Annotated in this window: 31 protein-coding genes; 12 read left to right on the forward strand and 19 right to left on the reverse strand. The window is 62.7% G+C overall.

Translation table 11 applies throughout. The features are described from left to right. Positions 1-38: 38 nt before the first annotated feature. The 4 genes from ACWGXF_RS18755 to ACWGXF_RS18770 are packed head-to-tail and all read right to left on the reverse strand — an operon-like array spanning position 39 to position 6,516. Positions 39-377, reverse strand: coding sequence for a hypothetical protein (locus ACWGXF_RS18755; protein ID WP_452102271.1), 339 nt, complete (start codon positions 375-377; stop codon positions 39-41). Further along, positions 370-2,217, reverse strand: coding sequence for a hypothetical protein (locus ACWGXF_RS18760; protein WP_452102272.1), 1,848 nt, complete (start codon positions 2,215-2,217; stop codon positions 370-372). Before ACWGXF_RS18760 ends, ACWGXF_RS18755 begins: the two co-directional genes overlap by 8 nt. Next, entirely contained in the window at positions 2,210-3,385 is a 1,176-nt protein-coding gene (locus tag ACWGXF_RS18765; protein ID WP_452102273.1) for a hypothetical protein, read from the reverse strand. Before ACWGXF_RS18765 ends, ACWGXF_RS18760 begins: the two co-directional genes overlap by 8 nt. 2 nt (positions 3,386-3,387) lie before the next feature. Then, a complete protein-coding gene (locus tag ACWGXF_RS18770; RefSeq protein ID WP_452102274.1) occupies positions 3,388-6,516 on the reverse strand; it encodes a defense against restriction DarA-related protein in 3,129 nt (1,042 codons plus the stop codon). Between the two features lie 217 nt (positions 6,517-6,733). Here ACWGXF_RS18770 and ACWGXF_RS18775 point away from each other — a divergent pair, with 217 nt between their 5' ends. The 12 genes from ACWGXF_RS18775 to ACWGXF_RS18830 all read left to right on the forward strand — a co-directional run bounded on the left by ACWGXF_RS18775 (position 6,734) and on the right by ACWGXF_RS18830 (position 11,795). Beyond that, on the forward strand, positions 6,734-7,015 hold the full coding sequence (locus ACWGXF_RS18775) for a hypothetical protein (RefSeq protein WP_452102275.1): 282 nt from the start codon (positions 6,734-6,736) through the stop codon (positions 7,013-7,015). A gap of 44 nt (positions 7,016-7,059) precedes the next feature. Continuing rightward, positions 7,060-7,575, forward strand: coding sequence for a hypothetical protein (locus tag ACWGXF_RS18780; RefSeq protein ID WP_452102276.1), 516 nt, complete (start codon positions 7,060-7,062; stop codon positions 7,573-7,575). Continuing rightward, entirely contained in the window at positions 7,572-7,883 is a 312-nt protein-coding gene (locus tag ACWGXF_RS18785; protein WP_452102277.1) for a hypothetical protein, read from the forward strand. Before ACWGXF_RS18780 ends, ACWGXF_RS18785 begins: the two co-directional genes overlap by 4 nt. Further along, a complete protein-coding gene (locus ACWGXF_RS18790) occupies positions 7,883-8,350 on the forward strand; it encodes a hypothetical protein (RefSeq protein WP_452102278.1) in 468 nt (155 codons plus the stop codon). The genes ACWGXF_RS18785 and ACWGXF_RS18790 overlap by 1 nt, the downstream gene beginning before the upstream one ends. A 139-nt stretch (positions 8,351-8,489) precedes the next feature. Further along, the gene (locus ACWGXF_RS18795) at positions 8,490-9,026 is read left to right on the forward strand and encodes a hypothetical protein (protein WP_452102279.1); all 537 of its coding nucleotides are present in this window, start codon (positions 8,490-8,492) and stop codon (positions 9,024-9,026) included. Then, the gene (locus ACWGXF_RS18800; RefSeq protein WP_452102280.1) at positions 9,007-9,234 is read left to right on the forward strand and encodes a hypothetical protein; all 228 of its coding nucleotides are present in this window, start codon (positions 9,007-9,009) and stop codon (positions 9,232-9,234) included. The genes ACWGXF_RS18795 and ACWGXF_RS18800 overlap by 20 nt, the downstream gene beginning before the upstream one ends. 17 nt (positions 9,235-9,251) lie before the next feature. After that, positions 9,252-9,605, forward strand: coding sequence for a hypothetical protein (locus ACWGXF_RS18805; protein WP_452102281.1), 354 nt, complete (start codon positions 9,252-9,254; stop codon positions 9,603-9,605). A gap of 13 nt (positions 9,606-9,618) precedes the next feature. Continuing rightward, positions 9,619-9,786, forward strand: a complete 168-nt coding sequence (locus ACWGXF_RS18810; RefSeq protein WP_452102282.1) for a hypothetical protein — start codon at positions 9,619-9,621, stop codon at positions 9,784-9,786. Positions 9,787-9,788: 2 nt separating this feature from the next. Further along, positions 9,789-10,220, forward strand: a complete 432-nt coding sequence (locus ACWGXF_RS18815; protein WP_452102283.1) for a DUF6283 family protein — start codon at positions 9,789-9,791, stop codon at positions 10,218-10,220. Between the two features lie 32 nt (positions 10,221-10,252). Then, on the forward strand, positions 10,253-10,657 hold the full coding sequence (locus tag ACWGXF_RS18820; protein WP_452102284.1) for a hypothetical protein: 405 nt from the start codon (positions 10,253-10,255) through the stop codon (positions 10,655-10,657). Continuing rightward, on the forward strand, positions 10,654-11,409 hold the full coding sequence (locus ACWGXF_RS18825; protein ID WP_452102285.1) for a DUF2786 domain-containing protein: 756 nt from the start codon (positions 10,654-10,656) through the stop codon (positions 11,407-11,409). The genes ACWGXF_RS18820 and ACWGXF_RS18825 overlap by 4 nt, the downstream gene beginning before the upstream one ends. Continuing rightward, on the forward strand, positions 11,406-11,795 hold the full coding sequence (locus tag ACWGXF_RS18830) for a hypothetical protein (protein ID WP_452102286.1): 390 nt from the start codon (positions 11,406-11,408) through the stop codon (positions 11,793-11,795). Before ACWGXF_RS18825 ends, ACWGXF_RS18830 begins: the two co-directional genes overlap by 4 nt. Positions 11,796-11,838: 43 nt before the next feature. On the opposite strand, the gene ACWGXF_RS18835 is transcribed toward ACWGXF_RS18830, so the two are convergent. From ACWGXF_RS18835 to ACWGXF_RS18905, 15 genes are all read right to left on the reverse strand, one after another. After that, on the reverse strand, positions 11,839-12,540 hold the full coding sequence (locus tag ACWGXF_RS18835; RefSeq protein WP_452102287.1) for a hypothetical protein: 702 nt from the start codon (positions 12,538-12,540) through the stop codon (positions 11,839-11,841). 9 nt (positions 12,541-12,549) lie between these two features. Then, positions 12,550-13,584 carry a hypothetical protein gene (locus ACWGXF_RS18840; RefSeq protein ID WP_452102288.1) on the reverse strand — a complete coding sequence of 345 codons (1,035 nt, stop codon included), beginning with the start codon at positions 13,582-13,584 and terminating at the stop codon, positions 12,550-12,552. Then, entirely contained in the window at positions 13,565-13,864 is a 300-nt protein-coding gene (locus ACWGXF_RS18845) for a hypothetical protein (RefSeq protein WP_452102289.1), read from the reverse strand. Before ACWGXF_RS18845 ends, ACWGXF_RS18840 begins: the two co-directional genes overlap by 20 nt. Next, positions 13,854-14,468, reverse strand: coding sequence for a hypothetical protein (locus ACWGXF_RS18850; protein ID WP_452102290.1), 615 nt, complete (start codon positions 14,466-14,468; stop codon positions 13,854-13,856). The genes ACWGXF_RS18845 and ACWGXF_RS18850 overlap by 11 nt, the downstream gene beginning before the upstream one ends. Positions 14,469-14,478: 10 nt before the next feature. After that, positions 14,479-16,035: a phage tail protein gene (locus ACWGXF_RS18855; protein WP_452102291.1), complete on the reverse strand. Its 1,557-nt coding sequence runs from the start codon at positions 16,033-16,035 to the stop codon at positions 14,479-14,481. A 78-nt stretch (positions 16,036-16,113) separates the two neighbouring features. Next, positions 16,114-16,575 (reverse strand): hypothetical protein, encoded by a 462-nt coding sequence (locus tag ACWGXF_RS18860; RefSeq protein WP_452102292.1) that lies wholly within the window; start codon positions 16,573-16,575, stop codon positions 16,114-16,116. Further along, positions 16,572-17,387 (reverse strand): hypothetical protein, encoded by an 816-nt coding sequence (locus ACWGXF_RS18865; RefSeq protein WP_452102293.1) that lies wholly within the window; start codon positions 17,385-17,387, stop codon positions 16,572-16,574. Before ACWGXF_RS18865 ends, ACWGXF_RS18860 begins: the two co-directional genes overlap by 4 nt. 3 nt (positions 17,388-17,390) lie before the next feature. Further along, positions 17,391-18,254 carry a hypothetical protein gene (locus ACWGXF_RS18870; protein ID WP_452102294.1) on the reverse strand — a complete coding sequence of 288 codons (864 nt, stop codon included), beginning with the start codon at positions 18,252-18,254 and terminating at the stop codon, positions 17,391-17,393. Next, positions 18,251-19,375 (reverse strand): hypothetical protein, encoded by a 1,125-nt coding sequence (locus tag ACWGXF_RS18875; protein WP_452102295.1) that lies wholly within the window; start codon positions 19,373-19,375, stop codon positions 18,251-18,253. Before ACWGXF_RS18875 ends, ACWGXF_RS18870 begins: the two co-directional genes overlap by 4 nt. A gap of 10 nt (positions 19,376-19,385) precedes the next feature. Beyond that, positions 19,386-19,973: a phage tail protein gene (locus ACWGXF_RS18880; protein ID WP_452102296.1), complete on the reverse strand. Its 588-nt coding sequence runs from the start codon at positions 19,971-19,973 to the stop codon at positions 19,386-19,388. Between the two features lie 5 nt (positions 19,974-19,978). Next, positions 19,979-20,419, reverse strand: a complete 441-nt coding sequence (locus ACWGXF_RS18885; protein ID WP_452102297.1) for a phage tail fiber protein — start codon at positions 20,417-20,419, stop codon at positions 19,979-19,981. A 31-nt stretch (positions 20,420-20,450) separates the two neighbouring features. Continuing rightward, positions 20,451-21,887 carry a hypothetical protein gene (locus ACWGXF_RS18890; protein ID WP_452102298.1) on the reverse strand — a complete coding sequence of 479 codons (1,437 nt, stop codon included), beginning with the start codon at positions 21,885-21,887 and terminating at the stop codon, positions 20,451-20,453. 50 nt (positions 21,888-21,937) lie between these two features. Then, positions 21,938-22,645: a hypothetical protein gene (locus tag ACWGXF_RS18895; protein ID WP_452102299.1), complete on the reverse strand. Its 708-nt coding sequence runs from the start codon at positions 22,643-22,645 to the stop codon at positions 21,938-21,940. Positions 22,646-22,747: 102 nt separating this feature from the next. Beyond that, entirely contained in the window at positions 22,748-23,263 is a 516-nt protein-coding gene (locus ACWGXF_RS18900) for a hypothetical protein (protein ID WP_452102300.1), read from the reverse strand. Then, positions 23,263-23,865 (reverse strand): DUF4376 domain-containing protein, encoded by a 603-nt coding sequence (locus ACWGXF_RS18905; protein ID WP_452102301.1) that lies wholly within the window; start codon positions 23,863-23,865, stop codon positions 23,263-23,265. The genes ACWGXF_RS18900 and ACWGXF_RS18905 overlap by 1 nt, the downstream gene beginning before the upstream one ends. Positions 23,866-23,879: the final 14 nt, after the last annotated feature.

A 23,879-nucleotide genomic window follows, 5' to 3' on the forward strand; every position in this document is an offset into this window, starting at 1 on the left:
ATCGCCATTTATAAGGCCCCAATTACTGGGGCCTTTTTTTATGCGCTCATTTCATTGGCCGCATATTGTTGCTGGCTGGTTGCACGAGACAGGCCCTCATAAAAGGCGCTGCGCTCAGCTTCAATGTCGCCGGTGGCGATCAGATAGTCCATGGGCAGCAGCACGGCGAACTGCTCGGCAGACTGGCAGCACTGCACCAGCTCGACCGGCTCAATGCCGCTCATGGTCAGCGGCAGGCCTCGGGCGTCGTCGGTAGCCTCGACCAGCTTGCGCAGGCAGGCAATAGCCGCATCAGCACCGCTCCACGTCGCGGCCTCGTCGTCAAAGTCCACCAGGACAACCCCGGCAGGCGTGGTCACTTCAAACACATCAGCCATTCAAGGCCTCCTTAAATTGGTTGACGCGGTTCACTTCATCAAAGTGCCATGCTCTCGCCTCAATGCCACGGCTGTGCAGATAGGCGATGGCCGACACAAGGCCCATGTCGCGGCTGGCCACGGGAGAGCACCATCCGTCCACGGCATCGACAAGGTAATGCCCAGCCTTGGAGCGGCCCGTAATAGGGTCGCGCACCTTCCCTGAAAACACCCAATGCCGAGTGCTCGGGATGTGGCCAATGAGCTTTTCCAGGCGCGAATCGCGCGCGCCGGTGAACTCGGGTACATCGGTCTTCTTGATGGCCGCGCGGGCCGCCAGGGCCTCGACCACGGCCCGAATCTGGCTCTCCAAGCTGGCTTCGCCCTCTTCGCTGGCCTGCACCAGCAGGCCTTGCAGGGCCACCATCTGCTTTTCAAGGTTAGACACGGGGCGGCTGACGTAGCCCGTCACCATGGCCAGGGTCTGGGGGTCTTTGTGCATGCGGTGGGCCAGCAGCACCGGGTTGGAGAAAGTCTCCAGGCCCATAGAAAACACTTCGGTGCAGGCGTCGTTGTAGAGCTTGCCGATGTAGGGGCTGAAAAAGCCGTTCTCCAAGGCGATTTCCTTGGAGCCATAGTTTTTGTTGCCCGTGATTCTGCGCAGCTTGCCAGGGGCCGCGGACTTGGCGCGGCGGCGAATCATCTGGCCCGCAACCATCTTTGCGGCTGGGTCGGCCTCGATGTGGTGCCCCAGCTCGTGCCAGAGGGTGCGCTTGCTGAAATTGGTATCGAGGTGAATGGTGCCAGGTTTGCCGTGCTCGCCAATGTCGGTTGCATTGGCGCGGCGGTCGCCCTTGGAGTGCAGGCGGGCGCGGGCAATGCGGCCACCCGTGAGGCGGTAGAACTCGGCCATGTCGGCGCGCACCTGGGCCACCGGGTAGCCGATCTTGGCCAAGCGGCGCACGGCGGCGTCCGTGATTTCCTGCGCGTCGGCCCATTGCTTGGCGGTCGCCGCGTCGATGGGGCTGGCGTCGATCACTTTGGCCAGGATTTTTTCGCCCACCTCGCGCACGCCGCCCGCGCCTTCATTGATGGCCACGCTGGCCGCCCGCACCTTGGCGTTGCCTCGCTCCATCAGGGGCACATAGACATTGCTGTAATGCTGCAGGTACTCGTCGTAGGCTGCCTTATAGGCATCCTGAGCCTCTGGCGTGCGCAGTCGGCGCAACGTCTGCTCCTTTGTGGACAGCAGCTGCATGTTGGCGTCGTTGGCCTGTGCGGCCTTGGCCACCTCCTGCGCCAAAGCTGGGTCAACCACTGCAAGGCTGATTGGACTTGTGGCCCCGCTCTCGCGCATGGCCCTGTCCAGCTCCGACGACAGCTCTGCCCCAATGGCCCCGGCTGCCACCAGCTCATTGACTTCGGGCTCATACAGGCCGTATTCCTTGAAGCGGGGCATGACCAGACCTATCGCCGGGTCGTTCTGAATGGCACGCAGCAGCAGATTTTGCTCGGGCGACTCCCAAATAATGTCGGGGCTGCGTCCAAAGGTCTGCTTGAGGCCGATAGACAGGGCGCTCAGGCGGCGCAAGTGGATTGCGCGCTGCGCTGGCTGCATGGCGTTGGCCTCGTTGATCTGCTCGCTGAAATAGGCCACGCGCTTTTCAAGCACCAAGAGGGCGTCCAGCTCCGCGCCTGGGGCGTCGGTACCGCGCCCCGTCAGCGTGCGGCGCAGGGCCATTGCACGGGCCCTCATGAGCGGCCCAGACTTGGCGCGGCTGATTGCTGGCAGGGTTTGGTAGCGCTGGCCGAGCTGCATCAGCTCCGAGCACAGCTTTGCTCTGTAGCGTGCATCAGGCATAGGTGTATTCCTTCTCTTCCAGGTCGGCCCAATGGTCAATGGCGTCATTGGCCGCCTTCTCAAAAATGGCGGGCAGCGGGCGGCTGCGGTCGGTCGTCACCATGGCCATAGAAATGACGGCCAGGATGGGATAGGCGCCCTCGTGGTCGTATTTGCCTGCGGCCACGTCGCGCAGCTCCTGCAGAGCCTCCCGTTGGTCGGGCGTCAGTTCGTCTGCAGCACTCAGCGGGCCGAGCTTGGCCAGGATGGCGCGAGCCTCGGCGGCAAGGCGCAGGCGATCAGGAATGCGCAGGCCTGGGGCCTTGAGTTGGGCCACCAGGGGCACAAGCTGACCGGCCAGGGTCGCGCGCATGATGGGGCTCACGCTGTCCAGCAGCTGCAGGCCGCTTTCGGCAAGGGCCGGGTCGGTCAGTGTGCGCACGAACAGCGGGAGCATCCATTCCGGCATGGGCGATGTGCTCTCACGCTGGCCACGGGCCGAGTACACCAGCCAAACACCCCCATTGGCGGGGGTGAAGCGGCCAGTAACGCGCCCATGTGCCGCGTCGTAGGTGATGGGCTGGCCAGCGGCCACGGCGGCCAGGAATGCCGCGTCCACGGGTACCACGCTGCGATGCCCAGTCCAGGGCTGCGCCGGTGGCTGGCCAGACAGTAGATCCTCCCCGTCGCGCGGCAGGGGCGCCCTGACAGGGCCTGCGGGCTGGCAGACAGCCACGCTATGCGCCCAGTCGTTGAAGCTGGCCAGGGCCATGCTGGTGACGGCGCCACGGCGTTTGGGGCCAGAGCCATCGGTAAACCCGGCGTCATAGACGCGCAAGGCCTCGGCCTCGCTGGCCGCGCCGAGCACGACTTTATGCTCGTCAAAAGCGCCGTCCAGGTCGTACTGGTCGATCACATAGGCAGGCTGGCCAGGGTCGCCACCGCCCACAAGGTACACGTCCACCGGGTCGCCGTCAGCGCCCGTGGTGCCCTCCAGCTCGCCATAGTGGGCGAGGTTCATAGGCGTTTCCCACCGCTCGCCGTTCAAGTCGTAGCCGGTGCGGGATGTGCCTATGGGGTTCTCGATGTTGAGGCGCAGGCCGCCGAAGTCCATAGGGCCAGCGGGCATGCTGGGCAGCGCGGCGTTTTGGGCCACGCTGCCCCCATCGTTTTCATGGGGGCTTGGCATGCTTACACCTTCGACAGCGCATCGACAGAGGCGGCAATAACGGCGTCTCCGTAGGCCTTGGCGGCCTGCTCGATCAGGGCCTGGGCCTCGTCGTGGCCCTCGTACTTGTGATACAGCTCTTCCAGGCGGGTGCTGTGGGTTTCGTCCATCAGCGGCACGCTGCCTTCAATCAAGGTCTGCAGGTAGTCGCGGTCTTCCTGGGCGAAAGCATTGGCGTTTTCGGTCACGGGTTCCTCGGTGGTGGTTGCGGGCTCGGGCGTGGGCTCGGGCTCCGGTGTGGGTTCTGGCGTTGGCTCGGGAGTGGGCTCGGGCTCAGGCGTGGGCTCCGGTGCGGGCTGGGGGTCGGCGGCAGGCTCGGGCTGGGCCGCGCTCATGGCTGCAAGCACCTCGTTGGCCAGTTTTTCGTCGTCAATGCCGAAGTCCACGCGGTTTCCGTACTGCTTGCGGCCAAAGTCTTCAATCAAGCCGATCAGCACCCCGAACGTGCTCATGACGCCGTGCTCAGCAGCGTACTCAACGTAGCGGGCGCGGTAGTCCGGCTCGATGCTGGCCACAAACGAGGCGACAGCGCCAGAACGGGCGTCATCTGTGTGCAGGAGCGGTATCAGCTCAAAGGCCTTCACGGCCTCGGGCGACAGGCGCTCGCCATAGGTCACGATGCCATGACGGGCCGAATCAGCGAAGCGCTCGCCGTCTGCAGGCGCTGGCATGGTCGATTTGAAGCCCTCGGGCACGGTACCAATGGAAAGGGGGCGCATGCGCATGCCGTACCAGAATGGGCCGTGGCTGGCATCCAGCGCGGCTTGTGCGGCCTCGGCATCCAGCTTTTTGCCCAGATAGCTCGCGTAGTCCATGCCGGTCTTGGTCAGCGTCTTTTCATCGTGGAAAGCGCCGCCCTCGCCCTGCTCGGCCAGGATTCGCGCGCCAGAGCCGTTTGTCTCAACGCGGCGGCCTTCATTGACCAGCAGGCGAATCATTGCCTTGCGGCTCATGACTTGGCCACGGTAGCGCACCTTGGCATCAAGGGTCACATACATGCGCTCGCGGCCCAGCGGCTTCATGTCTGCACCGAAGCCGTCAACGTCGATCAGCTCGCGGCGCTGCTCTTCCAGGCGCGCTTTTTCGGCGGCCTCCTGCTTGGCCAGCTCTTCGGCATAGGCCGCGCTGTCCTCGGCGTCCTTCAAGAGCTGGTCTGCGGTTTCCTTGGCAATGGCCAGGGTCGAAACCAGGGGATTGCCGCTGATTTCGCGCTCACCATTGGCCACGCGCTGCTTGTTCTCGGGCTTTTGCACCTCCCAGCCCTCGGCCTCTACGCCGCCGACACGCCATTTCGCGCGGCGCAGCTCCAGGCCTCGATAGAGCACCAATGTGGGCTCAGCCTTGGCCGGAATGCTGCGCAGTGCGGCTGTCACGTCATCAGCGGTCGTGGGCGTGGCCAGAACCTCGGAGCCGTGGGAGCCGGTTAGCAGCGTGATTTGGCCGGTGGCCGTGATGGAGGCTCTGGCCAGGATGACGCCGCCCTTGTGCAGCTGGGCAGTGATGCCGATCACCGTGGCCGAGCCGGACACGTCATCAAACAGGGCCGCACTGGTCGAATCGTTGAAGTCGCCATAGTGGACAGACACGCCAGCAGCTGTAGCGCCGGGCTCCAGCACCTTGATACAGGCCATGCCAAACGCCATTGCCTTACCGTCCAGGGCCGTGCCAAAGGTGCGCATGACTCGCTCGCCTTCATCGTCACGCTCAACGTGGGCCTGCTCAAAGTCAAATTGCGAGACGTAATCCGCGATTTCCTTATCCGTGCGAGAGGTCGTGTAGCGCTCGTATTCGGGCTCTTCCTCAAAGTCATCCAGGCCCACCATGAAGCCGTCTTTTGCTGCGCTGTCCAGCTCCAGGTAGACCAGCAGATCGGACAAAGGGCCGCGCAGTTCAAAGCCATCCTTGCGGTCGTTGATTTCGCCGGTGAAGCCGTGCTGCTGCAGCAGTTTTTTGATGGCCACCATGCGCTGTGCGGCGGGGCCGTTCTCAGGCGCTCCGGTGTCCATGTTCTCCAGGCCGGTAGGCTCGCCAGAGTCTTGCTGCTCAGGCTCGGGCTGGGGCTCGGGCACCGGGGGCACGTTGGCCGCGCGGCGCTCTTCGGCCCATGCCTCGGCTCGGCGGTTGAACTCCGTTGCGTATTCAACCGGGTCGGTACCGGGCGTCATGCGCATGGAAAAAACATTGTCCCAGCCCAGCTGCAGCGTCAGGCTTGCGCTATCGGCGCCCCAGCTCGCGTAGGTCACGCGGCTGCCGTCGCTCAGATCGCCGTCCGCTGCCAAGCCTTCAAAGGTGCGGCTCATAGTCACCAAGCCCTGCAGCTCAGGGCCTCGCGGATAGCTCCAGCCCATGCCAGCCAGGGCGCGATTGACCTTCTGGCCAGGGGACAACGCGGCCTCTGCAGCAGCAGCCCGCGCGGCTTCGGCTTCCTGGTCGGCCTTGCTTTGGCGAGCAACGTCCAGGCGGTCATGCAGGCTGGCCAGCTCGCTTGTCAGCTCAGAGATTTCGCCATCCAGAGCTGCTTCGATCGCGGCGCGTTCCGATGCGCGCTCGTTGGCCTTGGCGAAGGTGGCCGAGTTGCGGGCAACGAGGCGCATGATGCGGCGGGCGACTTCACGGGGCGCCAGCTCTTTACCGTTCTCGGGCGCAACAACGATTGTTACGTCCTTTTTGTTCAGGAGCCACTTCCAGGACACCAGCTCGTCCAGGGGCATGAGCTTGTTGGGTGTGGTATCCGGGTTGTGGAACCAGATCGTTACCGCTTGGCCATCATCCATGGCAAACAGCACGGGAACCTGCATGGTGCCGCGCAGCTTCACGGGGTCGCCAATGGTGAAGTCCGTTGGCTTGGGGCCGTCACCGGCTGCAGCTTCCATCACGCGCTGCAGCTTCTCCATGGTGATGCTCATGCGGTTGACCTCTACCACCATGGCATCGAGCATTGGCAAGGCTTCGGCCTCGCTGTCGATCAGGTCATACAGCATCACGCTATCCAGCATGGTGTTGTCAGGGTCGCCCAGTCGCAGGGCATACATCAGCTGCGCGAGATGCGTGTTTTCAGGCATCGCGTCATCCGACCATTTCACTTTTTCCATTGTTCGCCTTCCTTGAAAACCGAGGTGGGTTGCTTCGCGCAGGAGTGTGTTTGCTGCTGCGGCGGCCCCCTCCCCGACTTTCCAAAAGTGCTCTATGCGGTAACAAACGCATTTGCAAAATCATCTGGAAAGTGAAAATTCAAGAAATTGGCGTTATATTTCGGCCTCGTAGGTAACAATTGTTATTGCGATGCAGCTTATCAATCACTCCGTCGCCATGGCTCTTCTGAAACAAGGGCGCTGTGGGTCTTCAATTTCATTGGTTCGCCGCGTGGCGTCGGACAAGCAACGGGCAGCGATAGGCGCATGGGCGGGCAAGGTGCTACCTACTCCCTCGCTGGCCACGCTGCGCGATCTTGTGAAGCGCGCAGAGGCCAGCGCCTCTCTCACAGAGCCTTACACGGTCGTTGAGCTGTCCATCCCTTCTCATGAAACCCTCTCGGGCATGCGCGAGGTGCTGCAGCTTGAGGGCCGCGATTTTGGCTGGGGCGTTCTATGAAAACACTTCATCAAACCAATCGCGCAAAGACCTATGAGGCCTTCATGCTGGTGCATAGCGCGCCGGATACGTTGGCCACCATCTACATCGAGCGGGAAACCGAGCATTTCGTCTATTACGTGGGCGGCAAGGCTGATCGCAAGCGCAGCCCGTCAAGGACGATCAGCTCCGATCTGCAGGCGATCAAGGCCCTGCAGGCCGAGCACCAAAGCCGCATGGCCAACGTCCGCGCCTATGACCTCAAGCGCGCCCGTGGAACCCATCTTTTTGAGCTGCTGCTTGACGCGGCAGCTGACGCCATCAACCAGGACAAGCGCCCGCACTGGCTGGAAGAGTCCCTAAACCTTCTGGAAGGCGTGGCCAATCTTGAAGAGCTGCAGCGAGTGCGCGCCGTGCGCGCCGCTTCGGGTCTTGACCATCCCCCCCTCCAACCTCAACAGGAAACAGCACCATGCGACACACCTTCCGAATTTCCATCTTTGCGGCTGCGGCCATATCAGCAGCGGCAGCTTGTGCCCCAGCAGCCGCTGTCTCAGTTTCTGCGCGTGGCGCATCGGTGAGCGTGGCCCGCGCGGCCCCTGCGCCTGTGCGAGCTGCCCCCGCCCCAGTGCGCGCAGCTGCTCCTACCCCGGCGCCCAAGCCTGCGGTACCGGCGTCCAAGCCCGTGCCGGACAAGCCAGCCGCCCCGGCTTACCAGCCGCGCCCAGGCACCACCAGCCATGCAGCCAGCGACAGCAGCAGCCCCGCCACAAACATGATGGCGGGCTACATGGTGGGCTCTGCTGTGAGCCCCGGCGCCAAACCCGAATGCACGCCCGAGCGTGAGAAAGCCCGCCAATGCGAGCGCAACAAAGAAGGGAAGAAGTGATGCGATACCGTGATGCCCGAGCCCACCTTACCGAAGCCTTGGAGCTGATGCGCGGCGAGCGCGCCTATGCAGTGGCCCAGCGTGGCGCGGCAGCCCCAGGCTCTGCAGACGCCTTTGCCGAAAAGACCATTCGCGCGCTGGAAACCATTTTGGTTGATGCCAACGGCGCCCCCAGGCACTTCCCGGCCTCCGTGATGCCGTGCGCCCACCTGAGCAATGCCGACATTGCCGAGCTGTGCGAAATGCGCGGCATCGACCCGGCGCAGAGCGCCAATGAGGGCACCTACAACGTCTCGGCGGCACAGCTGCGCTCTCTGCTGACTGAGGCTCAAGTCGCCTCGGATGCCACGATGCACGCGCATATCAAGAACTTCCTGAATCGCCGCCAGCAAGGCATTGTGATGAATGCCTATCGTCGGTCTGCAGGTCTGCCGGTGCGCTTGCCACAGAGCGCGCGGAAGTCATAGGCCCCCAGGCCTCCACCCAGGCCCGCCCCAAGCGGGCTTTTTTAATGAAATATTCGTGACAGTTGCCCTATATCGTCTAAACGATATATACTCAGCCCCATACCGCAGCACGGCGGGGATTTTTCTGAGGCAAATCACCATGGCTACATCCACTACCTACACCGTTCCCGAAGTCCCCGGCAGCAAGCGCTCCAGCGCCCGCGCCTATACCCATGCCATCGTTGGCTGCGTCAATGCAGAGCAACGCCGCCTAGACGCCAAGAGCGAAGAGGCCCGCAAGAATCACGCTAAGCATTGGAGCTACCACGCCGAGGGAGCCCAGATGAAGGAAGGCGATTTGATTCACGTTCAGTCGTACAAGCCTTGGAGCTATCCAGTCACCCAAGAGCGCGTAGACCAGCATGTGGCCTTTATGAAAGAGAACCCCACGCAAGACGCCTATGTGCAGAAAAGCGTTGACGCTCAACTAAAGCGAATCAATGACGCCTACGGAGAAGGCCCTGCAGGCCCCCTGGACGTGCTGCAGTGGAGCCAGAGCGCGGCAAACGCTCAAAAGGGACTCTCCAGCTGGAAAGGCTTGTTGGGCGTTCGCGTCGTTGAGTGCGTGCCTGTCGTGAAGCCTGCACGCAAGAGCAAGCGTGTAGAGTCTTCGCCCCATGAAGCAAACAACATTTGAAAAGATCGCCAAGCGCCTGCGCATGCAGCCCGACTCCCCCAGCTACAAGGCCCTGTGCCTTGTGGTTGTCCACGGAATGAGCCAGCAGGACGCCTTCAAAGCCACGGGCTGCGCGCAGCCCAATATCTCCAGACAGTACCGCGCCTTCATGGACGCCATAGACGATTGGCGAACCATCCTGGCCGAGCTAGACAACCCGAAAGACTGAGCATGACAACCATCACCATGAGCCCCGAGGCCGTGAAAGTCACCATTCAAGGCTTTGACCTCAAGACCTTCCACGGCTGGACAAGGGCTGCAGAGGCCCTGCTGAAAGACAAGCCCGAGCGCACAGCGTTGAAACATTCCGACGACACGGGCTACATGGTGATGATTGAAGGCAGCCTGATTGCCGTGCCGGTGAACCCTGATGGCAGCCTGACCTTTGAAATGGAGGGCGATAACTTCCCTTCGGGCAGCTGTGACCCGGACATAAACGCATGGGATTCGGCGCGCGGCTGCTGGGATTGTGACGAGCCCCATGTGAGCTTGGCCACCATTGAAAGCCCCGTGTTTGTCACCCTGAACTTTGAAGACTGAGAGGGGCGGCGCCATGCAAAAAGCCTATGAAATTCACAACCCGTCATTCAATGATCTGACCTTGGAGCAGCAGATTGAACACGGCTGCAACGACTGGGCCGCAATGGGCCGAACTGGCCATGAGTACGTTGGCCGCACCAAGGCCGAAGCCGAAGCCGTCCGCGCCAACTACGAGGCCTGAACATGAGTAAGACCACTGTTACCGCCGTTCGCCCAGCTGGCGAGAATGAGCGCGGCGAGCTGCACCAAGTCTTGACGGTCGAGGGCGGTGGGGGCTCCTACCGCCGCAAGCCATGCCGTAACTGCCCCTGGCGCGTTGATGCCGTGGGCGAGTTCCCTGCAGAGGCATTCCGGCACTCTGCTCCGACTTCCTACGACATGGCCCAGAACACCTTCGCCTGCCACCAGTCCGGCAAGGACAAGCCCGCAACCTGCGCCGGGTTCCTGCTGCGCGGCGCTGACCACAATTTGGCCGTGCGCCTCAAGCGCATGAAGGGCCAGCGCTTTGATGACGTGACAGACGGCGGCCATGAGCTGCACGACAGCTACCGCGCCATGGCCATCGCCAACGGCGTGCCCGCAGATGACCCCGTTTTGGCCCCGTGCCGAGACTGAGCAGCAGCCCAGAGCGAAAAGGACAACCAGGAATGACCAACATCACGAACATGCGCGCCGCCCTGGCGCGGCTCAATCAGCTGGCCATGAGCCGCGACTGCCCCCAGCACATTGCCGAGGCCATCATTGACGGCTTGGGCGATCTTGAGCGCGGCATGGGCCATGTTTGCGAAATTTCGCAAACTGGCAATTTCGGCAAACAGCAGCCACCGGCCCCGACCACGTTTGAGAGCTATCAAGACTGGTTCTATGTCTGCCGACACCCGGCATGGCCAGACCCGCTCGGCTGCCTGAGCGCTGCAGATGCCGTGCGCTCGGCCAAGTCCCCGGCCTCGCGCGACACCTCAAACGTGATGATCGTCCACAAGCGCGAGTACCGGCAGGAATACCAAATCGCCCAGGTCGAGGCGCTGATAGCAGAAGGAAAAGCAAAGTGAGCACCGAAGCCATTGAAGAAGGCGGCCAAGAGCTGACCGGCACAGAGCGCGATCGCATCATTCGCAAAATCAAGCGCTGCCTCGCGCTCGGCGCGTCCTCAAACCCCAATGAGGCGGAAATGGCCATGCGGCAGGCCCAGGCGATGATGGCCAATTACCGGCTGTCCGAGGCTGATGTAAACGCCTCTGGCGTGGGCACCGACGAGCGCAACACCGGCATCAAGACCCTGCCGCGCTGGCATTCAGACTTGGTTTGCGCCGCTGCCGAGGCCTTCGGCTGCCGCGTGATCTTCAAGGGCCGCATGGCGAGCGAGCCCTTGTGCATACGCTTCATAGGCGTCATGCCTGCTGCCGAGCTGGCGGCCTACGCCTACGATTCTCTGCTGGCCCAGGCGAAGATCGCACGCCGGAAATTCTCTGCCGAGTTCGGCCCGGTCAGGCCGAGCACGCTCAACGATTTCAGCATGGGATGGGTTGCCGCGATCTTCCAGAAGCTGACCACGTTTGCAGAGTCCACTGGGCCCGCCAGCGCGAATGCCCTGATGGTGATTCGACAGAAGGATGATGCGGCGATCGCTGCATGGATGGAAGTAGAGCACGCGGGCATCAAGCAGAAGCGCAACAGCGCGCTTCGCCACAAGGTCAACGGCATGGCGGTGCTTGAGGGCGTCAAGTCCGGCAAGCTGGCCCAGATCAATCACGGCATTGGCCAAGCCGCCAATGGCCAGCTGGCCTTGGAGCATGCCGCATGAGCGACAAACTCAGCTGGGCCCAGCTCACCCTACTGACCGCCCTCAAGTCCGGGGGCGTGATGATCTTCATGTATGACGGCACGCGCGGCCTGTATCGACTGACCAAGGACGGCACGACACGCAGCCAGCACCCGGCCACGGTCAATTCGTTGCTGGCCCGTGGGCTGCTCGTGCAGCACGACGATGGGGCCGTAACGGTCGCGCCGCCGCCCAAGCGCCCCGAGGGCTGGGCAGACCTCCCAGGCTCCAAGCTAGAGCACTATTTCAGGGATGGCCAGTCTCTATGCGAAGACTTCACCACGCTCGATGACTTCTTGACCCCTGGCCCGCCGCGCTCGCCCTGCGCGGTCTGCCGCCGAGAGTTTGAGGCCCAGACGGCCCAATGAGAAAACCGCCCCGAGAGGCGGTTTTTTCTTGCCCTGGCCAGCCCTACAAACCGGCCCAAGGGTCGCTTGGAACATTTTGGGGCTCCGTTCCACCCGAGGATGTTCCAGAATCGCCACCATCTGGCGCGGGCTCCGGGGTTAGTGGTTCATCACCACTCGGCGGCGTGCCGTTTTCCGTTCCAGACCCTGCGCCACCGGCAGGCGGTTGGGCGGGCGCGCTGGGCAGCGGATACGGCGGGTTCTGATAGTCCAGGTCGTCGCGCAGGTTCACGATAACGATGCGGTTGTATGGCGGGATGTGGCAGCGGCTCGATAGCGTCACCACCTCATAGACCAGGGATGCGCCCATGCCCATGTCGATCACCAGCAGGTCGCCTTGCGCGGCCTCAAAGAATCCCGGCTCCGTCTGGTCAACCATGGATTCAATGCGGGCCATGCGACTACTGGCACCCAGCAGGCCCGCGTTTGCATCGTTCACGTCTGCGGGCTCGGGCACGCCGTCAACAAACAGCATGCGGCCCTCGCCCAGCTCCGAATAGGAAATGTCGGCTTCATCCTCGGCGCGCAAGACGGTCATACCGCCCAGCGTTGGGGAGCCGCCCGATTCATTGGGCTGGCCGGTGGCCGGGTCGATTTCCACCCGGTTGACCGTGCGCCGCAGGGCGTACAGCTTGAAGGCGTTGGGGTTGCGCAGCACGACTTGGCGCGCGGCGCGGTTGATGGCCATTGGCACTGAATGAAGCATGTTTCTCTCTCAGGTTTTGCGGGCGAACTGGCGCATGAGGGCAGCTGCAGCCGTGGAAGCGAGCCCACCCATGGCCTGCAGGCGCTTTACCGTCTGCTCCAGGCGGTTGAGTTCGCGCTGCATCGCTGCTGGGGTCGTGGCAATGGCTTTCTGCTGGGCCTTGAGGCGGGTCTGCACCGCGCCCACGGCCTTTCGTGCGGCCAGCCGCTCTGCGCGCTCTGTGCTGCTCTCCAGCTGGTTGCGCTGCCAGTGGGCGCGCTTATCCTGCTCTGCGGCCATAGCGCGGGCGTCGGCGGCCTTGGTGCGCACCACCTTGGCGCCCTTGCCCTTGCGGCCCAGCTCCACCATGCCCGCAACGCGCTTGAGCACCAGGGGGTCATTGAGCTTCTGCACTGTGCGCAGGATGTGCTTGCAGGCCACGCCGCTTAGGGTCGGGTTGCGAATCTTGGGGAAGCCGGTTTCTGGCAGGCCCGCGTTGAAGTTGCCCAGCGTGGCTACGTAGCGAAACCAGAAGGTTTGCCGCCCGCAGTCGCAGTCAATGGCGATCGGCTGGGCGACAAGGCTTTTCGCCGCGCTCTCGGCGGTCGTGGGCGATGACAGGGCCGCGTCGTAGCCCTTGAATTGGACGACAACGTGATGCCGGTTTACCTTGTGCTTGCCGCTCGCGCTGGTGACAAAGTGCAGCTTGTCTTGGTGCGACTGGGCCGGGATGGCCACGCGGATTTCCTCATTGCAGCGCTTGCGGTCGTCGGGCAAGGCGCGCTCAATGATCTGTTTGGCCGTGATGCCGCCCTTGAACTGCTTGCCCAGCAGCGTTGCCTTTTTGCGGAATTTCTCAAGGTCATCAGGCCGCAGCGGTCGCAGCTCGCCGCCCATGGTCGTGTAAAGCAGCCGCTCCATGTCGTAGTCGCCCGCAACCTCTGTAGGGTTGAGGATGCCGCTGGCAGTGGCGCGGCTCTGCGCCCGGTAGTTGTAGCGGTCGGACGCCTCGCGGTTCGCCCTCTGGATGTGCTTTACAACACCTTCAAATGATTTCGTAGCCATCGAATCCGGCCTCCCGTCGCAGCTCGCGCAGCTTGGCCGCCGTGGGCAGCACCAGGGTCTGCGCTTCAAGCGGGTATTCAGCAGAGTCCAGGCCTGCGGCGGCCTGAATGACAAGGTATTCCGCGCGCGTGCCATAGACGCGCTGGGAAACCAGCGTGAGGTCGAATCGCTCGTCCGGCTTCACGTAGTACCGTATTGCCTCCCCCCAGAGGGGGGTTTCCACGGCGAATTTGCGCACCGCCCGATAGAGGCGGTTGTAGGCCATGTCGTTATTGGCCATCGCTCAGCTGCTCAGCGGCTGCGGGGGTTGGCTCGGGCTCTACGTGCTCGCTGGGCGGCTCAATGCCCGGTGGCTTGGGCAAAGCAAAGATCATGTCCGACATGCTGGGCGGGTACACCGCCGCGTCGGCGCGCAGGCCTGCGGCGAGGTCAGAAACCGCGCCCAGGCACTCAACGCGCCAGTTCATGAAGCGATTTGCGCGCTCGGCCAGCTCCGAAGTGTTGCCGCTGGCGAACTGCTCGGCCAGCGCCTCCAGCTGGGCCAGATCGGTAAAGCCCGCATTCGCGCAGACGTAGTTACAGAAGCTGGTGCCCTCTGTGATGATCTTGGCGGGGCGCTTGGCAATCTCAACCATCCAGTTGCTTTGCGCGGGCAGCTGGGGGAGGATTGGCTGCTCAACCACCGGCGCGGGCGGCTCGGTCAGCTCAAACGCCTTTGTTTCCGGGTTGTAGCGGTTCACCAGCCCATCGCGCTCGGGCTGCAGGCTCTTCATGCTCGAAAACGCCGGTACCAGCCACCGATCGGGCTCCATGGGGTCTGGCTCCGCTTGGGTCGTGTGGGTGTAGAAATAGGTCGTTGGGTGATAGTGATTGACGTTGGCCATGGTGCGAACCTCAGTATTTCAAGCCCAGTTTCAGGGCCGTGTTGTAGGGGCGCGCTTCGGCGCCGCCATCGTTGCGGACGTAGATATTTGAGTTCGCGGCTGTGATGTAGGCCGCGTGGGAGTGGTCGCCCACGAATGGCAGAGGAACCACGGGCCAGTCTGGATTGCCCCGGCCTTCTTCAAACGCAACGGCCCATGAGCCGCCAAGGCGGTGCTGCGCCACGTTCGGACGCTGCCAGCCGCCGTCTGCCCAGTATTCGTGCGCGTGAGAGCCGGACATGCCGATGCTGACGCCGTGGGTATGGCCGTAGTCGTCCAGGCCGTGAAGGTGGCTCTTGTTGAGCGAGTCTTGCTCTTGGCCCCAGGCTCGCCCAGCGTCCAGGCCTCGGCCACTGTCCAGGGAGCGCAGGAACACGCCGCGCAGGTCAGGCGCTCGGAAATTGGTCGAATCGGTACCGGAAGAGAAGCGGCCCCGGAAGCTGGCCCAGGACGAGTCCGCAACAACGCCTTGGCGCTGGGCATAGGCCCACAGGCGCGCATACGCCGTGCGGCTCAGGAGCTGGCCCATCGGCTCAAACCAGCCTGCGGGCAGATTCAGGCCGATGAAGTAGGCCAGCTTGCCTGCGGGCTCTTGGGCGCCCTCTTGGCACACGTACCACATGCGCGCTTCATTGCGCACCAGCGTGACAAAGGAGCCCATCTGCATCGCCAAGGCCGTGTCATTCCCGCCAAGGGCAGACCCCAGCGTGGCCAGCAGATCGGAGCCCTGCACAACAATCTTTGCGTTGTTGGCCACGCAGCGAATCATCAGGGACGCGCCCACGGGGACAGTGCTGGTCAGTGGCAGCGTAATGACGGCGTTTTCCGTGGCCACGTTGACCACGCGGCCCACGTTGGCGACTGTCAGCTTTGTGGCCGCCTCTGTGCCCACGATGCCCGCGCGCGGAAATACCAGGCCCTGATCGCCAAAAAACTCCGTGGTGGCGAAGTTCTTGCTGTAGTCGCCGCGCTCCGGGGTGATGCCCTTGAGCGCACCCTGCATCGTGTCGCCCGAGCGCTTGATGTACTGGGGATGGGGGTCGGTGGCGGCCTCATGGTTGGCGATAAGCGCCATTGCAGAGGCTGCATTCTGGTCAATCGTGACGTTGATAACGCCAGGGGGAAGCCGCGACTGCTGAAAAATGAACGTGGACAGGTAGCGCAAGGCGTTTCGCAGCACCAGGGCTTCACTGGGGTGCGAGTACACGGCCACCAGGACGCCACCCTTGCCAGGAATGCCAGAGAAGAAGCCGATTTCACAGGCTTCATAGGGCGTGCCGGTGTAGCTGTCGAATTCCACGGTCGTGCTGAAACCGTGCTGGCCAGAGGTGCGGCCTGCAGCGATGGTCACGTATTCCTTCATGTTGGACAAGGCCGTCATGGCCGCGCCCAGCGTGTCGGAGTTGTATTTGCCCGTGCCGAGAGCTACGTGCGTGATGTAGAGCTGATAGCCGTTGCGCTCGGCCTTGTTGGCTTCGTCAAGGCCAACGTCTGTCAGCATGGGGTTGATGGTTTGAGGGGTTGCCATTGGTAGGGGGTTCCTTGCAATGGCGCCAATACTCAAAGGGGCAGCCGGTCAAGCTGCCCCCTTCTTTCCCAAAACGCCTCAGAAGAAGCTCATGAGTTCGTCGGCATCTTCCAGGATGGCTGCAACGGCGCGCTGCCGGGTCGTTGCGTAGGCAGCCAGGATGATTGCCACTTGCCCGTTTGAAATGTCCGGCGCTGTGCGGTACTTGATGCCGCTGTCGTCCATGCCGTCGCGCTCGATCTTGTTTGCCGGGTCAAAACGCACGGCCTTGGTGTCCAGGCGGATAAGGCCTTGCGTCTGCAGCATGAAAAAGGCCGTGATGGCCGCGCCAATGTCGCGCTCTTCAAAGAACGTGTCACAGACGGGCTGGCCGGGGATATTGGTGACGTGCAGAAACTTGGGCCGCGCCACCGTCTCCAGGGCGCGCGACTCCCGGATAAGCAGCATGTCGCTGCCGGGGTCATAGGCGCCCATCATTGAGACGGGTTCGCCCTTGAAACCGGCCACATTGATGCGCATGGGCACTGGTTGATGCTTCATGGACGCCCCCAGCCGGTTTCGATCGTGTAGGACGGGTCTATGAGCTTGGCGTCGGGGCGCTCCAGGCGGCGCACCTCGATACCGCCGACAGCAGGGAAGCCGCTCGGGTCATAGGTCGGGTCAAGGGGGTTGCCCTGCTGCACGCCGTTGCCCTTGCCGTCCGAGTCTTCGGGCTTGGTGGGAACGGTCAGAAACGGCAGCCACGCGCGCACGGTCATATCGACAACCAGGGCGGTCGCGTTCTTCACTTCGCCTTCCAGGGCGGTGCTGGCCGCTATAAGGTCGGGATTCTCCAGCTGGGCGCCCCAGCGCTGGGGGACGCCTGCAAGGGTGAAGTCCAGGTGCAGATTGCGGTTGGCCAGGGAAGACGTGTAGAGGTGCAGCTGCATGGCGATGGTGCGCGCCGTGGGCTCTTCGGGGGCCACCATGGCCAGCTGCGCCCGAAAGTCCATGCTCGCGCAACGCATCTTGAAAATGCGCTGTTTCGGGTCTTCGGGCATCTGCACAAACTGGGCGTCAGCAATGCCGCGCCCATACTCGGGCCCGGACGGCTGCATGTCCTTGCCCACGGCCACGATGATGATGGGCAGCTGGCTTTTCGTCTGGGCATTGCCGCTGTTGTCGTTCTTGCGGTAGGTGGCCAGCATGGCATCAACGCTGTCGATCATCCGGCCAGGGGCCAGCATGACAGCCTTGGAGAAGGGGCGCGCGGCGTATTCCGCCGTGGCCTTGGTGTCTGCAAGCAGCTGCTCATGGAAGCCCTTGAGATACCGCCCGAGGGCGGCTTTCACAATGTCGGAGTAGTTATCCATGGCTTACAGGCCCCATTGGCTCAGCAGAGGGTTAGGGTTGTGCTTGATCTTGGCGTGCTCGGGCTTGACCTCACCGGCGAAGCCTTCCAGCCGCGCCGTAGAGAAGCGCTCCAGGTCGGCTGCACTCTGGCCATTCATGGGGATGGCATCGAGCAGGGAAGCAGCCCGCACAGGAGCAGCCGCGCGCAGAGCTGCTTGCGTGGTCAACTGGTCGATTTCGCCCAAGGCGGCCTCATACGACTGCATCAGCTGGGAATACTGGCCCTGCAGAGAGTCAAACATGCGCGAGAGCATGGCCGCCGCGCCGTTGCCTTGGGATGAAACCGCGTCCAGCAGGGCCAGCATGCCGCCACCGCTGGCCAGGGCCTCTGCCATGTTCACGCCGTCCAGCATGGACGTGTAGCCGCGATTGGTGTGGTAGTTGGGCTCATAGACGTAATCGAAGCCGTACACGTCCAGGGGCTCATGCGGGAACGTGTTGGGAATGGCGTCGATGGCCGAGCTGAAACCGCCCGCCTTGCTCTCGTAGAGCTTCCAGGCCACGCCGCCATCGTCGGTTTCCAGAAACTCTTCCTGGTGGGTGATGTTGCCCTCGTCGTCGGCGTCCAGATAGATCGTGCGAATGGCTGGCTGCAAGGTGATGGCCTTGCCCTGGTGAATGCCGCCCTCCACCATGGCCATGCCGAAGACAAGGCGCGGCCAGTGGCCCAGGTAGCCCATCATGTCGCCCGAATGCACACGCTCTTGCACGTCGCCGCCGCGAATCATCTTGCCCAGCGCGGGCAGATTAAAGAGGCGGTCAACGCCGCGCGTCTGGCGGCCTCGCTCATGCACGTTGTAGGTGATCTTTTCAGTTTTCCTGGTCATTTGATGTTGCCTTCATAAACTTGGGTCACAAAGCCGCGCTCGACCACGCAGCCAACGGCGCGCTCTGTGTAAATGTCATCAGCCTTGATGGTCAGACTCAGCACCATCCGGGCCGGTACCGCTGCGCGCAGGCCGCTTTGCACAGAGGCAAGGTCGGCGCCCTTGGTCACGCGCGATGGCAGGGACACATCAACCCGGCTTGTCAGGTAGTGATTGCCGCCGTCCGTCTCGCTCAAGGCTGTCGGGTAGGGTTTGCCCTTTTCGTGCCATAGCTGGGTACACGTCCAGACGTTCGGCCACAGCATCTGCAGGTAGGTCTTGAGCAAGTGCAGGCCGCGCTTCGGGTTGTGAGAGCGCCAGGAGCGCAGCAGGTAGTTACCGGCGCCATTGGAGACGCCCGCGCCCTGGTAAATCTGCAGCCCGTCAGCAGCAAGCGACTGGTCAACCAGCTCACGATTGCCCAGGTGGGGATTGCCGAGGGAGTTGGCCTGCCGCTCGCTCTGGCGCAGATGCTTTTCAAAGGTGTGCATGAAGACGCCGCGCAGCTCGTCCTCTACGCGCGTTGCCGCGAAGCTGGCCGCCATGGGCTGCAGGGCGGGCTCTTCGGCCTCCACGATCGTGACGGGCTCGATTGGGGCGCCCGTCATCTGGCTTTGAGCCTCAAGCGGTGCCTCAATGGCGTAGGTCATGGCCACGGCCCCGGCCTTGCCGTCAACCACCGACTGCAGCGCGGCGGTAGCGTCTGCCGTGGTGATGGTCAGGCCCGCAAAGTCGAACTCCGCGCCCAGCTGGGCAGAGAAGGAGCCGTAAGCTGTAGCGAAGCCTTGCGCCTTCAAGCCGTCAGAACTGCTCAGGAGCAAGGCAAAGCTGCCGTTGCTCACCACGATAGTGCGGCAGGCCAGCTGCGCGGCCAGGGCCACTTCGGTAAGGGCCACGCCATAGAAGCCCGTGGGGGCCTTGTGCGTGGCCGAGAGCGTTGTAGCGAACTGGGCCGCAGTGATTGTCTGGCCGCCAAATCGTGAGGCGCCGTTGTCCATGCGAACATCGGCCTCCACCACGGCCCGCCAGCCTAGAAGGATGTGGCCAGAGAAAGCGGCGTCAGAGAAGGCAAGTCCAAACATTTACCGCCCTTCAATACTTGATGCAGACCATGCAGCCTTGGCGGGTGCTGGAAAACGTGGGTAGGTTGAAGGTCGTTGCGCCGTCGCCCGCGCCGTACTTGGTGCCAATTTCCACATACAGGCGCACGTCGCTGACGCGGTTGCGCTTGGAGCCGTCGCACTTGTAATAGCCCTTGGGCACAGAGTTGGAAGCCGTCTCAATGATGGTTCCAGGCCGCGTTTCAATGTCCAGGGCCTCGCGCCAGTCCGCCTGCACGGCAGGGTTGTTGGGGGCCACGCAAGCGAGCTGCACCAGCTTTCGGCCATCCGCAAAGGGAACGGCGCCGTTGTTGGCCACGCTTGAGCCCAAAACCATATCCCGGCCCAGCGTAGAGAAGCCATTGAGGCGGCGGTAGGTGCCGCGCCCCAGCTCCCAGGCGCCGGTCGGGCGGCCTGTCTGGTCAACCTCGCGCACCATGTAATGCACGGTATCGCCGTGCGCGCAGACCGCCGAGAAGGGCCGATATCCCGGCAGCGCGCCGTTGAGCTGCAAGGCAGCCCCGATAGGGGCCGACTCTTGGCTGCTCTCCAAAATCAGATCAGCAAAGACGTGCGCCATGGTGCTTAGCCCGCAGAGGTCACAAAGGTGATGGACGCGCCCTGCTTGATGGCGGGTACCACGCCCAGGCGGCATTGGATGGTGGGGCTCAGCTTGCCGCGCATCAGCAGGCGGCCAGCACCGGCGCCTGCGGTACCGATGCCTACATACATGGCCAGGGACTCGATACCGCCCGTCATTTCAGGGAACTCCACGCGGCCCACGGGGCTGACCTTGTTGGCGGCAATCACCCAGTCGTCGTCGTCGCGCTGCAGGTACACGCGCGAGTAGCCTGTGTAGTTCACTTCGCTGGTTTCTTGGGTGCCGTTCGCGCCGGGGTCGGACACATGCAGGCTCAGCCAATATTGCGTGGCCGGGGAAATACCGGCGTTGCTGGCAATGTTTGAAATGGGCAGGCCGTGAAACAAGAGTTTCAGCAGGTCATTGGCGAAGGTGTTGGTAAACATGCGGTTTCTCCGTTGGGTAAGGGGTTGGGGGTCAGTGGTTCCAGAGGTTTGAGCCGTACTCGCTTGAGCTGACGTTGACGGTCAGCGAGTCGGGGGCGATGTGCAGGAAGTGCTCGGGCTTGGGCGCGGCAGGCAGGGACACGGCCACGTCGAATTCGGCCTTTTCGTCGCGCAGGGCTGGGACGTTCTCGCGCAGCAGGCGGTTGATCTGCGCCTTGCGAATGGGGTTGCTCATGCCCTCGGAGACGTTGATGGAGCCGTCGCCGTAGAAGCCCAGGATGACGGCGCGAATCTGCGACTCAACAAGGGCTCTGTCCCAGGAAATGGCCACGGCAGCCGTCACAGTGACGGGCACGGCCTGCAGGCTGGTCGCCACAAACTTGTATTTGTAGGAGCCGTCAGCGCGATTCAGCAGCTCTGCCGCGCGCTTGTTGAACACGGATGCGCTCATGCCTTTGACAAGGCCAGAGACAAAAAGCGTGTTGATATTGCTCACGTTCGCGCCGCGCACGGCCTCTTCGACCTGCTCATTCCAGATGGACAGGAAGCGGAAGCCGCTGATGTAGCGGCGCAGCAGGAACGTGAATTCGCCCAGGTAAACCGCGTTGTGGTCGTAGACGGCGGGGTACTTGGCCATCACGCGCAGCTCTTCGATTGTGTGGGGGCTGGCCCCCTCGTCGTCAATGCCCTTGAGGGTCAGCGCCAGATTCGTTTCGGGCGCGTTGAATACGTATTCCAGGTTGAAGTTGTCGCCGGGTGCCAGGTCTGTGAGGCGGCCATTGCACTCGGTAATCTCCATCGTGAAGCCGTCGCCTTGGCTGACGCCGTAGCCGACCACGGTTGATTTGCCGAAGCGCACGTATAGCAGGCGCAGGTTATCGACCTCGACCTGATAGGCCTTTTCTCCGGGCTTCACGTTGAACCAGTCGGGGGCATAGCGAAAAACTTCCGCGCCCTTGGATACGGTCAGCGTGTTGAGGTACAGGCCGTCCGAGGCCTGCGGCACTTCCATGCTGTAGAAGTCGGCAGCCGTATCGACCTCGTGCGTCACAGTGCGGCGGCGAATCTGCTGGCCGGTGACGGTCGAAGTCATGCCCGCAGGGATGCTCACAGCCGCGTCCAGCTCGTACAAGCGGCCCTTGGCGTCCAATATGCGGCGCTGGCTGCCCAAGGTGACGGGCTCGGTGTCGTTATTCTTGATTTCCAGCGTGACGCGGCAGGCGCGGCCCAGCGGGAGAATGCCTTTCAAAGCAGCATCGGCCAATACCGTGCCGTCGCGCGACTTGTTGAAAGGCTCATATTTCGCAACTTCTACTTGCGCCGAGAGCATGGATAGCATCACGGATTGCGCGCTCAGCTGCATGAGGATGCGCGGGTCGCCTGCTTTGACCAGCTGGGCAACCGTGGGAAAGTTGCTCAGGTCGTCTTTTGCGGCGGTAAACAGTTCGGATGAAGTAAGGGCGGCCATGACCAGACTTTGGCCAGGGCCGCCCTTGGGGTTGGGGGCGTTTTTCCGTTTTAGATGTTTTGGACGTGGGCGCCGCGCCAGTCCACGTAATCCAGCAGCTTCTGGCGCAGTTTCAGAGCCATGTCGCCGCGCTGGCCGCTATCGGTGGCCACCAAGTCCGTGATACGGGCCGAAAAGGTGAATTTCCCCCACTTGGGCAGGCTGCGGAAGATCAGCGAGCCCGCCGTATGGTTGAAAAGCACATTGATGACGATGCCTACAACCCACACCGGCGCATAGAACACCCAGGCCCACCAGGACACATTGCCCAGGACGCGGCGGCGGTCAATGAACATCATGGCCGCGAAGTGCGCCCAGAGAATCACCGCGCCATAGATCAAGAGGCCTATAGCGCCCGTGGCGGCCTGCATCACGTCAGCAACGGTAGGGTTGGCCAAGTCGATCTTGGGCGGCTCGGTCAGCACCGATGGCGTGCCGAGCATCAGGGCCAAGCCCATCATCAGACCGGCTGCATAGGTCGCGCGGCCCGCTTGGGACACGTCAGCCATGCGCATGAGGGCCAGGACGACGACAAACACGGGATAAGCCACGGTTGCCGCGTTGAGGATGTGCGCGGCGGTCTGCGAGCCCACCAGCAGGGCGAGTCCATCACCCAGGCCCAGCAGCGTGAGGCCGATCAAAAAGACGCCCAAGGCCCCCAGGCCCAGCGCGAAGACGGAGAAGCCGAGGCGGCCAATCAGGGAGTTTTTCAAGTCCATTTTTCACCAACAAAAAAGCGGCCCGCGCCCACCATGGGCCCGGTACCGCTTAAAAGTTTGTGGACGCGATTGATGGCCGCAGGGGCCATCTTTCCCAACTGCCTATCGCCCGCTGTGATTGAGGTACAGCGCTTGTCGGCCCTTGGCCCCCTGCGCCGGGTTGTCTGTCCAGTAGGCGTTGAAACTGAGTTCTTCGGCTGCTGTTCGGTAGTAGTAGGTGCTTGGCCCACCGTTAGACAGCTGATACCACGTATTGGCTTGCAAGGGGGTGGTATCGCCAGACAGGTACATCCAGCCAATGTCAAACATGACCCAGATATTCGCCGGTCGCTCGCCCTCAAAGTATTTGAATGGAATGTCAAACCACGTCGCGGCGCCGTTTAGCTGCATGGTGAGCATGAAAGACATACTCGGGCCGCTAAAGAAGGCTTGAATGGGAATTGCCGAGTTGACCCAGCTGAATGACGACTTCCCGTAGAGGTCAGCAAACGATATGGAGCCAGAGGGGCGCTTGGCCAGATTGCGCACGCGGCTGTCCCCCAGGCTCAAGCCCGAAGCGCTGATGCCCAGCTCGGCGGCCACTTGGGCCATGGTGATAGGGCCACTGCTTTGCAGCATCAGGCGCTCCCTTCTGGCCACTTCACGGCGGCCACTTGGGCCAGGGACGCGGCCTGCTCGATCTGCTCGCGCATGTCGCGCCCCATCAGGTGCAGGTTGTTGGCATGCGTGGCCAGGGCTACCGGGAGCCCCAGAATGCCGTTGCGGTCAAGGGCAATCGTGCTGTTGTCAGCCGTCACCCAAGTGATTTCCATGGGCTGGTTCTGGATGACAGCCACCACGGCGGCCATGGCGGTCATGAGGATGCGCATCACGCTCAGGCTGTCGCTGTCGAAGGTCTTGCCCATGTAGGGGAAGCCGGAAACCTCCAGGCTATCGCGCTTGGCGATCATGTCGCGCAGCTTGGCGCGCTGGGCCTCTTCCAGCACAGTTTGGGTGGGCGGGTCGATCAGGCCGCGCTCATACAAACGCTGCTCGATCGCCGCGCGCATTTCTACGTTGAATTCGGTGAAGCGCTGATTGAGGCTGACGTGAGTGGTACCCATCACCGCGCAAACCTCGTTGCCGTCGATCTTGGACAGCTCCACTTGAACCCAGGTATGAGGCTCGGGCGCTTCGTCAGGGCTGTTGGAAAAATTAACTACTCGGTAGGTGTATTTCATGGGTTGCACCCCCC

This window comes from Comamonas sp. HJ-2, assembly GCF_053615495.1.